Below are 15,157 nucleotides of genomic sequence, written 5' to 3' on the forward strand. Positions count from 1 at the left end.
TGGCTGACAAAGCATTCGACTTCAACTGGATAATAGATAAACTCATTAAACGCGGTGCCATGATCTATGCTGTCGCTGCAATCATCAATGGACGTTGATGTTCAACAAGCCCTTGCTCATCTACTTATCTCACGACAGACAATCATCCCGATGAAATTGCTCGGCAGTACAAGCTCAGTGGACGGCAACAAAGGCTGTTGATCTACGTTATCGATCCCCGTGGCCTTAAACGTCGCTTCGTAGCAACACCAACGCCGATAGAACGTGATCGCGTTACATTCATCAGGCCACCCCATCGCCTGACTGATACCCGACAAATCACGATCTGAGTTTAACTGTTCAACATCAATCCCGATTGAGATCGAAGGAACCGTACTTATCGCAGCAGCTACCAATCCCTTGCTATGGCTTAGGCTGGCACTGAATATTGCGCCGTTTACGCGAATGACCGGCCTGCCGCTGCTTTCTCGTAGTAGCTCGACGCTTTCCGATGATCCAAATATGTCTTTCGATAGTTTCTCAAGTAACATCCAGCCATGTAATGAGGATGATTGACGCTCTGCTTTCCGGGATTGTCCTGATTGCGGCACCCGTAATGAGTATGTCCAGATCACATTTCCGCCAAACACTGCCTTGGCTGCGGTTTCCGATGAAATAACGCTACTGGGACAAGTTTTAGTTGAATGAGGCATCGTACTTTCATTACATCAATGTAGCGTTCCGTAAAACGACGTACGCTGATCCGTTTACGGATCCATTAAATAATATCAGTAAATGGTAGGTTGGATATGCGTAGTTTCAAATTTGCAGTTGTCGGGTGCTTGGTGCTTCTTGTTGCCGCGTGCCGAACAGTCCCAATCGAAAATATAACTAAACAGGCTTTTCCCGCTGAAGCTGCAAAACTCAGTCTGGCGGAGGTTGAAGAAGCCATCATCTCTGCAGCAACGACCCGCGAATGGATCGTCAGTCGCCAGGCAGAAGGTCAGTTGTTTGCCACCTACTCACCTCGCAGTCATATGGCAAAGGTAAAGATTGATTTCGATAACACCGAATTCTCCATCACGTATGCCGACAGCACGAACCTGAATCATAGCGGTGATTCCATTCACTATAACTATAGTCGCTGGATCAATAACCTGCGTGTGGATATCTTGCGAGAGGTTTCCGCCAAAGCGACCCTCGCCAACTAAGGCTGTATAAACGTGTTTGATGCCCGTATTTCGTGTTGGGCATTCTGGGACTCACATAAGGATCAGGCGGTTCTTGAGTGCGGAATGCCTTGTGCAAACTTCGAAACTATTCGCAACATGGATAGCACTGCCCTGGCACAGGGCATCAAACCCGCATTGCGAAGACGCTTAGACCTCTATGGGCGTGCGGCTGCAGAAATGCTTTCAAGAACCCTTCAAGACGGTGACAATCCACATATTGTGTTTGCATCGCGCCACGGGAACCTGGATCGGACGATTAAACTCATCCATCAAGTTGCGACAGACGAATTATTGTCTCCGGCGGACTTTGGTATGTCGGTCCATAATGCACTTGTTGGTATTGCTTCGATCAACTGGACTATTACCGAAAGCCACACAGCGATTTCAGCTGGAAATGACACACTCATAAGTGCGTTGACTGAAACATTGTGTCAGTTAGGCGATACGGGCGGTCCAGTGATCTTGGTTTATATTGATCTTGTTCTTCCAGAAATATACCAGGATGTTGAGATTGCAAACATTCACGGTGTGGCACTTGGCCTGCGGTTTGAACCAGCAATCAACGGTACCGGGGTTGCAGATACTTTGTCATTCAGCACAGTATCCTCGCGAGACACAGTCGTATCACCACGCGATCAAGCGCGGTCACTGGCAAACTACTTACAGACCAAAAGTACGGATGAACTAATGTTGATCGGAAAGTCTGGCGCTTGGAATTTGACCCGGCATGACTAATCCGAAAAAAACACAAAATCATGCCCCTAAAGGATTGAAGTGGTATTGGCGTCTTTTTGCCACTGGATTTGCCTTCGCCAGTTTTGGTTTAGGCGGTCTTCTCATGGCGGTAACAATCTTCCCTGTCATGATTTTGGTTCTGAGAGATCAGCGAAAACGCCGCCATGCTGCACAGTTTGTCATCTGCCGCGGCTTTCGGTTATTTACTTGGCTGCTCGACGCTACGGGCGTTGCGGTTGCGCAGACTGAAAACATTGCAATCCTAAGGCAAGCAAAAAGCGCAATCATCATTGCTAATCACCCCACTTTGCTTGATGTGGTTATGATCCTGGCTCAGCTAGACCGCTGTCAGTGCGTGGTCAAATACGAACTGTTTCACAATCCGTTCCTTGCCGGTGTCGTTCGGGCTGCTGGTTTCATTCGAAATGATGACAACCCGGAAAACCTGTTAAATCAGGCGCGGGATCATTTGAGTTCTGGCGCGTGCATACTGATTTTTCCGGAAGGAACTCGGACACCAAGTCAAAAAAAGCTGGGAAGACTGCAGCGTGGTGTTGCAAACATTGCGATAGAAACAGAAGTCGACTTGATTCCGGTGGTTGTGCACTGTAATCACGATACTTTGAAAAAAGGAGTGCCATGGTATCGTATTCCGCCATCGAAAATACGCTACCAGATTGTGGTTGATCAGCCACTTTCACTTGGGGACATATGTGAACCGGATTTGAGCCGTGCAAAACGTGCACGGGCAATCACCCGGCGCATCAAAGACTATTTTGTGGACAGACTAACGCATGACTTCGCTCGAATACGAACTTAAATCCTTTATTATCGAGACACTTAATCTCGAAGACTTGAATGTCGAAGATATCGATAGCGAGGAAGCCCTTTTCGTCGACGGACTTGGGCTGGATTCAATTGATGCGCTGGAACTTGGCGTTGCGATACAGAAGAAATATGCCGTACGGATCGACGCGAAAAACGAGGACGTCAAAACCCACTTCGCTTCTGTTCGTAATCTGGCGAAATTTATTCAAACCAATACCAATAAAGCGGAGGGATAATCATGCATAGCCGTGAAGACGTATATCAGCAGCTTCATGATTATCTGGTCGATTTGTTTGAGATTTCAGCCGAAGACATCACACCTGAGGCACGCCTGTTCGAAGATCTTGACCTTGACAGCATTGATGCCGTCGACCTGATCGTCAAATTTCAGGAAATAACGGGCAAAAAGATTCCAGCGATGGAGTTCCGATCGGTTCGGACCGTTGATGACGTGGTAGAGAAGATCCATGGCCTGGTCAGTTCCTAATCGGATCATAACCATTGTTCTTGCCCTGACGGGCATTGCCTACCCTGTTGTCGTGTATTTCGGTCTCAGCGTGGTTTCGCCACGTGTCATCCTGGTAATTGCAATCGCTGTCGTTATGCTGCGCGCGATCATGTTTTTCAGTGCGCATAAACATGGCCCTGGCGCCATTGCATCTGTTGTGGCCCTCATTCTGATTCTCGCCGGATATGCTAGCGATATACTGGCATTGCGTTTCTACCCGGTAATAGTCAGTGCAACCTTGGCTTTGATCTTCACACTGTCATTGTTCTCTGCAATGCCATTGATTGAACGGTTTGCTCGTATTCAAACACCTGATCTTGACGATTATGGCGTTGCCTATACCCGCATTTTAACCAAGATCTGGATTGGCTTTTTTTTCATCAATGGCCTGATTGCATTTTGGACCGCGTTGTATGCATCGATTGAAGTATGGACCCTTTATAACGGTCTGATTTCATACGTTTTGATTGCTGTGTTATTCTTCGGGGAATGGCCGGTTCGGCGTATCCTCAAAGCCCGCCACCAACGTCACATAGATGATCGCGCATGACCGGTTTTTTCAACGCCATCTACCATCCGAACCACCAAGATGCACTGCAATGCATAGACGGTAACCGATTGGTGACCCGAAAAGACCTGTCCCACGATGGCGTCACGATTGCCGCAACCTTGCCTCCCCATAAACGGATCGCCGTTCATTGCCAGTCAGCACGTCTTTTCGCCATCGCGCTTATGGCGACATGGCTGCGTGGGTCTCAGGTTGTTCTGCCAGCAACCTCCAAACCAGCCTATCTTGAAGATATCAAAGAACAGTTCGATTTATTCCTCGACGACGCGGAGGTCGAAAAACGCCTCCGCGACAACAAGTCATCCAGTGTTGCGTTGAATATTAAACGCCCTGCTGCAATCAACTGTGTTGCCGTGTTTTTTACATCAGGAAGCACAGGAACACCGAAGCCAATCATTAAGACGCTCGCCCAGATAGAGGCTGAGATATCCGTTCAGGAACCGTTATGGTCATCCCATATCCCTGACGGCGCAAGGATCATTGGCCTGGTTTCGCACCAACACATCTACGGTCTGATCTTTCGCGTGATATGGCCCGTCATGTTCGGGCGGGTGTTTGCGTCGGCCCCTGCACCGCTCTGGGAAATGGTGCAGGGTAACCTCATGACTGGAGATGTCTTAATCACAAGCCCTGCCCATCTAAAAAACCTGCATCCAGGCTTGGTGGAAGCGGCAAAACCGTCTTTGATTTTCTCATCTGGTGGGCCGCTTGATTACGATGCTGCACAAGCCACCCATACGATGCTTGGTACCTATCCTGTCGAAGTTTACGGCAGCACGGAGACTGGTGGCATAGCATACCGCCAGCAAGCATCTACTCAATCTGCCTGGACCCCCCTTCCCGGTGTCGAAACGCGCTTAAATGATCAAGGCTGTCTGACTGTAAAGGCCTCCCATATCGCCGGGGTCGAGTGGTATCAAACCGAAGATCGGGCAACAATTGATGACCAGACTGGACAGTTTTGCTTGTTAGGACGTGTCGACCGGGTCGTGAAAGTCGAAGGAAAACGCGTCTCGTTGAGTTCTGTGGAGCGTCGTTTGAATGCGTCAGAACTGGTCGCGGACGCTATTGTTATGCTTCCCAATGACGATGATCATCGACTAGGTGCGATTGTTGTTCTCACTGAAACGGGTAAAGAGCAGCATCGCGAAATTGGAGCTTTCCGATTGGGGCGCTTACTCCGTCGGGAAATCGCCAGATTTGAAGATGATGCAGCTTTGCCACAACGCTGGCGTTTCGTTGATGACATCCCAACCGACAGTCAAGGCAAACGCCCGCTTCATCTACTGCGCGCTATTTTTGCTAAAAAATCGACAGAACCGGAAGTCCTGGAGACATTCAGAAAAGACAACCACGCCCAGATACAATTAAAGCTGAACAACGATCTGCTATATTTCAGCGGGCACTTTTCCGGCAAGCCGATATTACCTGGTGTTGCGCAACTACATTGGGCCGTTTCTTATGCATCCTCCATTCTCGGTATGCCAGAAACCACGCGTGAAATTACGCAACTTAAATTCCGAAAACCCATACTACCCGGTAAGATCATCACACTGGACATGCAGCTTGATGTGCCCGGACAACGTGTAAAGTTCCGCTACAGCTCCGATAGTGAGGGTGATTTAAGTTCTGGTGTTCTGAAATATGATGGTGATGCAGCATGAAATTATGCGCTGTCGTTCCCACACACAACCATAGCACCATGCTCGAAAGCGTCGTGAAACGCATTCGAGCATACGACATTCCGGTTTTCATTATTGACGATGGTTCAAACGCGCAAACGCAAACAATTGCTAACAATTTGCACGCACCGAGTGATGGTGTTTTTTGTCAACGGCTTGATGAAAACGCCGGTAAAGGTATTGCCGTAATGACGGGAATGGCTTGTGCTGCACGGCATGGTTTTACCCACGCATTTCAGATTGATGCAGACGGTCAGCATGACCTCGATCGTATCGACGAGATGATTAAAACAGCCCAAAAATCACCCGCGGCCTTAATCACCGGACTTCCTGTCTATGACGACAGCATCCCCACCGGCCGTAAAATTGGTCGATGGGTTACCCACGTTTGGGTATGGATTGAAACACTATCCTTCCAGATCCGCGACAGCATGTGCGGTTTTCGTGTCTATCCGATTGTTCCCAGTCTGGAGGTGTGGCGAAACCAAGGCATTGGTCATCGGATGGACTTCGATACCGAAATCATGGTCCGCCTTTTCTGGCAAGGGATTCCAGTCATTCATGTTCCCACCAAAGTCATCTATCCGGCGGGCAACACATCAAACTTCCGCATGTGGCGCGATAACGTTTTGATCAGCTGGATGCATACCCGATTGGTCTTTGGGATGCTGGCGCGTCTTCCACGATACATTGCCCAACGTGGGCGCTTCGGACCACCGAAGGAGCAAATTCCCAATCGTCATTGGGCGGAGATTGACGAACGCGGCATTTATTGGGGAATGCGATTTCTTGGGCAGGTCTATCGTATTGGTGGGCGCAAACTGTGCCTAGCTGCTATGTCCCCAATCATAGCCTATTTTTTCCTGACCGGACGCACTGCACGAACCGCATCCAGAGATTTCCTTGAAAGAGTGGCAAAGCACAATGGCAAGCCTAAACCGACTTGGCGCGATAGCTTTGCCCACTTCATGCGATTTGGGGAGTCTGCACTCGATAAAATAGCTGCCTGGTGCGGCGAGATGAAGCTTGATGACCTCGACCTGCCGGACGATGCAGATAGCCTGTTTTCATACATTCCTCGTGATCAGGCAGTGATCCTGTTTGTATCACATTTTGGAAATATTGAATTAGTCCGTGCTATAGCAAGTCGCGACCGCGATTTTCGGGTGAATGTCCTGTTGCATCAAAAAAATGCCGCCCGTTTCGGGCGCGTTCTGCAACAACTTGCTCCTGAAAGCCAAGTTGATTTAATTGAGGTTAATGATATTGGCCCCGATACTGCAATTTTGCTGCGTGAAAAGGCTGAACGTGGCGAATGGATCGTCATCGCTGCTGATCGGGTAGCCATCGGCGCCCGGGATAAGTCGGTTCACGTCCCATTCCTTGGCCAAAATGCGTCATTTCCTCAGGGACCATACATTCTTGCACATCTTCTTCAGTGTCCGGTTTACATGGTTGCAGCATGGCGTGAAGGATGGCGTTTTAATATTTCGTGGGAAAAGTTATCGGAGCGCATAGACTTGCCGCGCAATGATCGCACTGCCAAAATCAAGGAACATGCAGGAACATACGCGGTATGGCTGGAAAAGCTTGTCGTTCAACACCCCCTGCAATGGTTCAATTTCTACGATTTCTGGGCGGATAAAAAGGATAACAATGAATAATAACCAGAAACATATCGTCTTTGGCGAGGCGAACCTGTCGATCGAGGACGTTGTGGCACTTGCCGAACGACGTGCCTTACCGCTGCTTAGCACATCCGATACCTTTAACAATCGGATACAGGCCGGTGCCAATTTCCTTGATCGTGAGCTGCGCGATCATGGCCATATCTATGGCGTCACCACGGGCTATGGTGACTCGGTATCCCGTCGTGTCCCGCCAGAATTGGTCGACGAACTCCCTCTGCATCTCAGCCGTTTTCACGGCTGCGGACTTGGCAATATCCTTAAACCCGATCAGTCGCGCGCAGTTCTGGCCGTACGCCTGGCGTCGCTTTGCACCGGTTATTCCGGCGTTAGTACAGGCCTTCTTAAACAGTTATCTGCCCTTCTTGAATTTGACATAACACCAAGGATCCCGGAAGAAGGCTCTGTTGGTGCCAGTGGTGACCTGACCCCGCTTTCTTACGTCGCAGCCGCGCTTATCGGGGAGCGCGATGTCGTGTTTAACAACACAAAAATGCCTGCAATAGATGCCTTGTCAGAGGTCGGTCTGCGCCCTTTGCAGCTCCGCCCCAAGGAAGCTCTGGCGATCATGAACGGTACATCCGTTATGACCGCGCTGATGTGTCAGGCTTTTGCGCGCGCCCGATATCTTTGTCAGCTCAGCACACGTATCACGTCATTGGCGACTATTGGTCTGCTTGGCAATCCTGCACATTTTGACACACGCCTGTTCGCGGCAAAACCGCATCCAAAACAAACTGTCGTTGCCCAACGCATTTCAAGTGACCTGGCGGCTCTTGGCGCGAACTACAAACCGGCTCGACTACAGGATCGCTATTCGCTCCGATGCGCCCCGCACGTCATCGGGGTACTGGCTGATATGATGCCAACCTTCCGAACCACGCTTGAGATCGAACTCAACAGCGCCAACGACAATCCGCTGATTGATGTCGAAGCAGAAGAAATCCTGCACGGCGGGCACTTCTATGGCGGACATGTTGCATTCGCTGCCGACGGTATGAAAACGCTCATCGCCAATCTTGCCGATTTGATGGACCGTCAAATGGCACTTCTGGTCGACACCAAATTCAATCATGGATTGCCGTCAAACCTGTCGGGTTCGTCACAGGACCGTGCTTCAATTAACCATGGCTTAAAAGCGGTACAAATCGGAGTATCGGCATGGACGGCCGAAGCACTGAAAAACACCATGCCAGCCAGCGTGTTCTCTCGTTCGACTGAATGTCATAATCAAGACAAGGTCAGCATGGGTACGATTGCTGCGCGTGATTGCTTGCGGATATTGAACCTTACTGAACAAGTCAGTGCTGCGTTGCTCATTACTGTACGACAAGCGATAACGTTGCGCCTGAATGCCGGGGAGCTAAGGCGCGATCAGCTTACCCATGAAGTCTCGGAATTTCTCACAGCACTTGACGCTGACATTCCGTTCATTGACGAAGACCAACCGCTTGACACCACCTTGCGCAAACTTGTTGCACGCATTCAGGATCGTCATTGGTCGCTTTACGGCGATGAGGAGGCCTCATGATCAGTGCGTCTGTGAACGAAACTGTTCAGTTTTATCATCTCGACCCGATGAATGTGGTTTGGCATGGCAATTATGTTCAGTTCTTTGAAAATGCTCGCTGTGCTTTGCTTGATGAGATTGGCTACAACTACCCGCAAATGGATGAGTCCGGTTTTGTATGGCCGATTGTTGATATGCGGGTGAAATACGTTGCCCCTTGCCGATTTGGTCAAAAAATCAATGTTGCAGCCACCCTGCGTGAATTTGAGAACCGACTGAAAATCGATTATCTCGTCACAGACGCGCAAACCGGGCAGAAACTAACCAAAGGTTTCACCATTCAGGTCGCCGTAGATAAAACTACGGGCGAAATGCTTTATCGCAGCCCCGACTTTTTCATCGAAAAGATGGAAGCGCTCCTATGATCCGCGGGTTTCTTATTCTGATCACGGTGTGTGTTGCCTTTGCGTCTTTCCTGGCAATGCCTCAACCCCTGTTGGCGGAAACCGCCAAACCATCACCAATTGCCGAGAATGAGTATCTGCGCGGTACGTTTGAGCTTGCCCGTCATCTGAACGGCTTTGAAAAGCCTTTGCTCTCTCGTGGTGAGTTCGTTCTATCACCCCAACATGGCCTGATCTGGAAAACGACCTTCCCGTTTCCAGGGGTAACTGTGTTCGAAGAAGGCGGTATTTTCAGCGTCGATCAAAATGGTCAACGCGATGCTATGGCAAAAGGTAACGAAACACGGCAGTTCGTCACGATGATTTCGTCCGTATTGTCCGGGAATTGGAACCCGTTAGAAAGCCAGTTTAATATCAGTGAAAGTACTGCAAAAACAAAAGAATGGAACATAAACCTAACCCCCTATCCGAACAGCTTTGCTGGCAGTCAGATCGAATTGATCACAGCACAGGGCAACGCCTTTGTGCAAGAGGTCGTAATCATTAAACCGTCTTCTGATCAGGATATCATTACGTTTGATGGGCAAACTATTGAACCTGTTCCATTACCCACTGAGTTCAATGATCTTTTCTCAGACGGAAGAGCCAAATGATTCGATCAGCGTTCGTTTGGACAACATGCATTCTGGTTATGGCAGCCTTTGCTGTATGGCAACTTGCGACCGAACGCACCGAACTGGACGCCGATTTTCTGTCATTGATTGGTCAGGAACAAGATCAGCAACAAGACGAAATTAGCGATATTGATGCAGTACGCACGCTTTTGGCTGATAGTGGCCGGCAAGCGATCATTATGCTTTCCCATCCGGATTATGATCACCTGACCGATATCGCAAGGCAGCTTGCAGAGACGCTCAATAGGATTGATGGAACAGCAAGTATAATGCTTCCCGGAGACAATGCAGACCGGTTTGACAATCTGCGTGCGCTCTATGGTCCATATGCGAACGGACTTTTGTCTGATGCTGATCGTGATGCCCTTAAGAACGGTCGCGGCGAATCACTTTATCAGCGCACCATTCAAACCCTGTATTCACCGGCCTCTCCCTTTACCAGCGCAACTCTGAAACAGGACCCTTTCCAGTTAATGCCAGATTTTCTGTCTGGATTGGGCAACAAGTTTGGCACCGGGAATGACATTGTCACCATCAACGAACGAAGTTATCTGCCAATCATTGTGACCTTGCAAGCCAACAAATACTCTGGCACGGCTGCAACAAGCTGGGTAAATGGCGTCAATGACGCACTTGCAGAAGCGCATAATAGCGATCCAACCCTCCAAACCGCCAAAACAGGCCAGGTCTTCTTTGCGGTTAACGAGGCGGAAAATGCCAAAAAAGATGTCCAAACCATCGCTGTAATTGCCACACTTGGCATTGCCATTATGATCGGCTTAACGTTCTTTTCGCCCCTTCCGATGATTGGCGCAGTTCTCGTTGTTGGAAGTGGCCTTGTTGCCGGTGCTGCGGCTCTCACCATCTTGTTCGACGCAATCCATGCGATTGCACTAGTGTTTGGCGCGACAATGATCGGCATTTCGATCGACTACGCCCTGCACTATTTGGTGATCCCTGCCAGTAGCACCCCGACATCCTCGCGCTTTGGAAAGATACACAAAGGTCTTGGACTTGGACTTTTGACATCTGTCATTGGGTTTTCCGCCCTTGCCCTTAGCCCGACAATCTTGCTTGTGCAAATTGCCGTATATTCAATTGCAGGACTGATTTCGGCCTATTGTTCGGTCAAGTTTCTGCTGCCTTTAATCCCAAACAGACCAGTTTGGAAAAACTCACCTGTCCGAATTGCGCATCATTGGGTTATGCGCCTGATGATGGTTCTTGTGCTTCCTCGCAAGATACAGCTTTTAGTTGCCATTATTTTGACTGTGGCCTTGCCGATTTCGGTCATTTCTATTCCCGGCCATGATGATGTGCGCACCTTGGGCCAAAGTGATGAGGAACTGGTATCTGACGCACGTGTTATTTCCGAAACACTTGGCCTTGGTGGAAGCCCTCTCTTCATTCGGATTGATGGCCCAACTGTACAGCAGCGCCTTGAAACGTCTGAAACTGTTCGAAATGCGATAGCACCTTTGGTATCGGCTGGGAAAATTGGTGGCGTGGTTGCGCTATCTGATTTTGTACCGTCGACAGCCCTTCAAGAAGATAACCGACGCCTTGTCCGTGACGAACTGTACCAAGCCTTTTCAGCACCACTTTCTGACGTCTTACAAACACCATTGCAGCTTCCGAACTTGGACGCCCCTTACCTACTCCCGGATCAGGCAATAACCAGTATCCCTGAGCTCACGCGTTTTCAGACAAACACCTCCGATATCATGCGGTTGCGCGATGTGTCAGATATTTCGGCCCTTAACGCCACCCTTATCGCATTTGAGAACGCCAGACTGATTTCTCCGACGGTTATCATCAGCAACCAATTCGCCGATTATCGATATTGGACGTATATCGCGCTTGGCGTGGTGCTTGTGATTGCGCTGCTTCTGGCAATCCTGCGATATGGTCCGGGTCGGGGTATTCGTGTGTTTTCTGCCCCCGCTGGCGCGATCCTATTCGCACTGATTGGCGGTCATATTCAGGGCGTACCAATCAGCTTCTTTACAACGATGGCACTGTTTTTGGTCTTTGCTATTGGCGCAGATTACGTCCTGTTTTTGAGCGAAGGCAATGACATCGAACATCGCGACCACACCCGCCTGGCAGTTTTCCTATCGCTGATAAGCAGCATTCTGGCATTTGGTTTACTCGCCACCAGTTCCGTTCCACTGGTAAGCGATATAGGCACCATCATCGCAATTGGTTTGGTTGGTGCTTGGTTCCTTGCTTTTTGGATGACAGAAACAACCAAGAATACGACGGATACGGGAAATACGAATTGAGACAGGATTGCGACATCGCCGTTATCGGTGCGGGCCCGGCGGGGAGTACAGTGGCCAAGCTTTTAAACGATGCAGGCCTTCATGTGACACTACTTGAAGCACAGAAATTTCCACGATTTGTTATTGGTGAAAGCCTGCTTCCCAATTGTATGAATGTGCTTGAGCGTGCCGGATTTCTGCCCGCATTGGAAAATGCCGGTTTTCAACATAAAAACGGCGCGGTCTTTGAATGTGCCGAACAGTATCGCTCCATCGACTTTCGCCAGAACTATGAAACGACCGGCTGGGGAACAACCTATCAGGTCAAACGCACTGAATTCGATCATATCCTTGCCAACGAAGCCGCACGTTCTGGTGTTGATATCCGGTTTGAACACAAAGTGACGGCCGCGCAGGTTGCCGATAATGATTGCCAAATCACATATGAGGACGCCGCAGGCGAAGAATCCACACTGCGGGCCAGTTTCATCGTCGATGCCAGCGGATATGGCCGGGTATTGCCAAGGCTTATGGGGCTCTCCCGCCCGGCGCAATCTATTTCTCGGCGCGCGATCTTTACCCATCTTGAAGATCGCATTGATGATCCGGACTATGACCGCAACAAAATCCTTATCACGGTGCATCCTGATCGACATGACATTTGGTATTGGTTGATCCCGTTTTCAGATGGCACAGCATCCATTGGTGCGATTTACCCCGAAGGTGACCCGACTTTCAACGGCATGAGCGAACAGGATGTCTTTGATCGGCTGGTCTCCGAAACGCGCCTTGGTCATTTGCTTGCCAATGCGGAACAAATTCGCCCACTGCAATCAATTACCGGATACGGAGCCGAGTCAGAACAACTTTGCGGGGATGGTTATGTTTTACTCGGGAACTCTGCAGGCTTTCTTGATCCCGTATTCTCATCTGGCGTAACAATTGCGCTGCATTCGGCAGAACTGGCTGCAAACATGCTGATTGCACGCCATCGGGGGAAAACCGATATTGATTGGGAGACGGGTTTTACCAAACCACTATCTTGTGGGGTCGAAACTTTCCGATCTTATGTTGACGCGTGGTATGCCGGACGCTTGCAAACAATCATTTTCGGGCAGCCCGATGATGATTCCCAATTGAAACGTATGGTCGTCTCCATTCTGGCAGGGTATGCATGGAATATGGAAAACCCGCTGGTTGCCAAAACCGATCGTTATCTAGAGATGTTGCACGACTTATGCGCTCCCTCATCCTGAAATCCGCAGTTATTATGGTCTGTACAATCGGGCTCTCTGCGTGTGAGACGGTGAACCTCCCGCAACTGCCGTTGTCTGGTGTACTCGATAAAGCCGGACACAAGATCGTTTTGGCTAATGGGATGGAATTCACGCTCCCCGCGGAACCTTGGGATGGGAACGAAGCCATTGACGTTGTTCAACAGGTCAAAGCAAGTTGGAACACAGACACCCAATCAGGCAGCGTAAGCTTTCAGGGGCGTTTGAACATCACATCTGAACGGGCGCAAATCGTCCTCATTGACGATCTTGGCCGCAGGGCGATTGAGATCGATTGGACTGAGCAGGAAATATCATTCCAGAAAGCAAGTTGGCTCTCGCACGACTTTGATGCAAAACGGCTTCTTGCCGACATTGTCATGACCTATTGGCCACTTGACACTGTCGAAGATGCGCTGCCCGATAACATGTCAGCACATGATGGTTTTGGGGAGCGGACAGTTCGCCTGAACGACAGCGGTCGGAAGTACATGACCATCGATCGCCCGATAAAGGACGTCTGGCAAGGTCAGGCCACGCTTGTGAACTTGCGGTTCAACTATCGCATTAATATCAATTCGATGCGAACCGGGACCTGACGTATGGCCAAACATCCACTTTATCTGTCATCGCTTGGCGTCGTCTCGGCATTGGGCACCGGAAAGGCCGAGACCAAGGCAACACTTGCCGGCAAGAGAAACGCTGACATGATCAAGCGTAGTGGCTTTCTGTCCGGCCGGGATACTACTCTGGGTACGGTTACAGCTGAGCTTAAAAAATTACCCGGTCATTTGTCTGAATACGACACCCGCAACAATCGTCTGCTGTGGGCTGCCACCTGTCAGATCGCAGCCGACATTCATGAACTGATTGCCAAGTATGGCAATGAGCGGATCGGTGTCCTGATTGGAACCAGCACGGCCGGGATTGAGGAAGGTACAACGCACTATCAGCAACGCGTTGAAAGCGGCAAATTCCCGGAAAGTTTCCGCTATGAACATCAGGAAATTGGTTCCCCTTCAGAATTTCTACAAACTGCCTTTGACTTGCGTGGACCGGCCTACTCTATATCCACGGCCTGCTCATCAAGTGCCAAGGCATTTGCATCTGGCAAACGGTTGTTGAAGGCAAATATGTGTGATGCTGTTCTCGTGGGTGGCGTTGATAGCCTGTGTCGCCTTACAGTTGGCGGCTTTGACGCATTGCAATCCTTGTCAGACGGTGTCTGCAACCCCATGAGCAAGAACCGCAATGGCATCAATATTGGCGAAGGTGCAGCTCTTTTCATTCTACGTCAGGATGAGGGTGAAATCGAATTGCTTGGCGTTGGTGAAAGTTCGGACGCCTATCATCCTAATGCACCACATCCCGATGGATTAGGTGCTGCGCGGGCCATGCAAAGCGCTCTTGAATGTTCTGGGGTCTCGCCTGCTGACATTGACTATATCAACCTGCATGGCACGGCGACACCACTCAATGACATTATGGAAGCCAAGGCAGTGCACGCTGTTCTCGGGCCAGATGTTCCGGCAAGCTCAACCAAACCCCTTACAGGGCATACTCTGGGTGCCGCGGGTGCAATCGAGGCCGCCATCCTCTGGTTATCGCTGTACTACAGCAATATCGGCACGCCACTTCCTGTTCATCTCTGGGACGGAGAAATTGATGCCGAACTCTCGCGGATCAATCTGATCACTTCAAATCAGTCGTTGGCTCCGCGTAAACGTCTTGCAATGATGAGCAACTCATTTGCATTTGGCGGCAGCAATGTTTCCATCATCCTTGGCAAAGGATGGACAACTCCGTGACCC

15 protein-coding genes are annotated in these 15,157 nt (G+C 49.9%); all 15 read left to right on the forward strand.

The window, feature by feature from the left end:
- Positions 1 to 788: 788 nt before the first annotated feature.
- Positions 789 to 1,190, forward strand: coding sequence for a hypothetical protein (locus tag JF44_RS0110985; protein ID WP_033069048.1), 402 nt, complete (start codon positions 789 to 791; stop codon positions 1,188 to 1,190).
- 12 nt (positions 1,191 to 1,202) lie between these two features.
- Positions 1,203 to 1,946, forward strand: coding sequence for a beta-ketoacyl synthase chain length factor (locus JF44_RS19975; protein WP_156111670.1), 744 nt, complete (start codon positions 1,203 to 1,205; stop codon positions 1,944 to 1,946).
- On the forward strand, positions 1,939 to 2,766 hold the full coding sequence (locus JF44_RS0110995; protein WP_052065781.1) for a lysophospholipid acyltransferase family protein: 828 nt from the start codon (positions 1,939 to 1,941) through the stop codon (positions 2,764 to 2,766). Before JF44_RS19975 ends, JF44_RS0110995 begins: the two co-directional genes overlap by 8 nt.
- A complete protein-coding gene (locus tag JF44_RS0111000) occupies positions 2,741 to 3,010 on the forward strand; it encodes a phosphopantetheine-binding protein (RefSeq protein WP_033069049.1) in 270 nt (89 codons plus the stop codon). The genes JF44_RS0110995 and JF44_RS0111000 overlap by 26 nt, the downstream gene beginning before the upstream one ends.
- A gap of 2 nt (positions 3,011 to 3,012) precedes the next feature.
- A complete protein-coding gene (locus JF44_RS0111005) occupies positions 3,013 to 3,261 on the forward strand; it encodes an acyl carrier protein (RefSeq protein ID WP_033069050.1) in 249 nt (82 codons plus the stop codon).
- Positions 3,242 to 3,832: a COG4648 family protein gene (locus tag JF44_RS0111010; protein WP_033069051.1), complete on the forward strand. Its 591-nt coding sequence runs from the start codon at positions 3,242 to 3,244 to the stop codon at positions 3,830 to 3,832. Before JF44_RS0111005 ends, JF44_RS0111010 begins: the two co-directional genes overlap by 20 nt.
- Positions 3,829 to 5,514, forward strand: coding sequence for an ApeI family dehydratase (locus JF44_RS0111015; RefSeq protein ID WP_052065783.1), 1,686 nt, complete (start codon positions 3,829 to 3,831; stop codon positions 5,512 to 5,514). The genes JF44_RS0111010 and JF44_RS0111015 overlap by 4 nt, the downstream gene beginning before the upstream one ends.
- Positions 5,511 to 7,196 carry a glycosyltransferase family 2 protein gene (locus JF44_RS0111020; protein WP_033069052.1) on the forward strand — a complete coding sequence of 562 codons (1,686 nt, stop codon included), beginning with the start codon at positions 5,511 to 5,513 and terminating at the stop codon, positions 7,194 to 7,196. Before JF44_RS0111015 ends, JF44_RS0111020 begins: the two co-directional genes overlap by 4 nt.
- Positions 7,189 to 8,751, forward strand: coding sequence for an HAL/PAL/TAL family ammonia-lyase (locus JF44_RS0111025; protein WP_033069053.1), 1,563 nt, complete (start codon positions 7,189 to 7,191; stop codon positions 8,749 to 8,751). The genes JF44_RS0111020 and JF44_RS0111025 overlap by 8 nt, the downstream gene beginning before the upstream one ends.
- Positions 8,748 to 9,155, forward strand: coding sequence for an acyl-CoA thioesterase (locus JF44_RS0111030; RefSeq protein WP_033069054.1), 408 nt, complete (start codon positions 8,748 to 8,750; stop codon positions 9,153 to 9,155). The genes JF44_RS0111025 and JF44_RS0111030 overlap by 4 nt, the downstream gene beginning before the upstream one ends.
- Entirely contained in the window at positions 9,152 to 9,787 is a 636-nt protein-coding gene (locus JF44_RS19980) for a LolA family protein (protein WP_052065785.1), read from the forward strand. The genes JF44_RS0111030 and JF44_RS19980 overlap by 4 nt, the downstream gene beginning before the upstream one ends.
- Positions 9,784 to 12,093, forward strand: coding sequence for an MMPL family transporter (locus JF44_RS0111040; protein WP_156111671.1), 2,310 nt, complete (start codon positions 9,784 to 9,786; stop codon positions 12,091 to 12,093). Before JF44_RS19980 ends, JF44_RS0111040 begins: the two co-directional genes overlap by 4 nt.
- Positions 12,090 to 13,328 carry an NAD(P)/FAD-dependent oxidoreductase gene (locus JF44_RS0111045; protein WP_033069056.1) on the forward strand — a complete coding sequence of 413 codons (1,239 nt, stop codon included), beginning with the start codon at positions 12,090 to 12,092 and terminating at the stop codon, positions 13,326 to 13,328. Before JF44_RS0111040 ends, JF44_RS0111045 begins: the two co-directional genes overlap by 4 nt.
- Before the next feature lie 122 nt (positions 13,329 to 13,450).
- Positions 13,451 to 13,945: a DUF3261 domain-containing protein gene (locus JF44_RS0111050; RefSeq protein WP_033069057.1), complete on the forward strand. Its 495-nt coding sequence runs from the start codon at positions 13,451 to 13,453 to the stop codon at positions 13,943 to 13,945.
- Positions 13,946 to 13,948: 3 nt separating this feature from the next.
- Complete coding sequence (locus JF44_RS0111055) at positions 13,949 to 15,154, forward strand: beta-ketoacyl-[acyl-carrier-protein] synthase family protein (RefSeq protein ID WP_033069058.1); 1,206 nt, start codon at positions 13,949 to 13,951, stop codon at positions 15,152 to 15,154.
- The last annotated feature ends 3 nt before the right edge of the window (positions 15,155 to 15,157 follow it).

It is taken from the genome of Thalassospira australica (assembly GCF_000763295.1).
Classification (GTDB): domain Bacteria; phylum Pseudomonadota; class Alphaproteobacteria; order Rhodospirillales; family Thalassospiraceae; genus Thalassospira; species Thalassospira australica.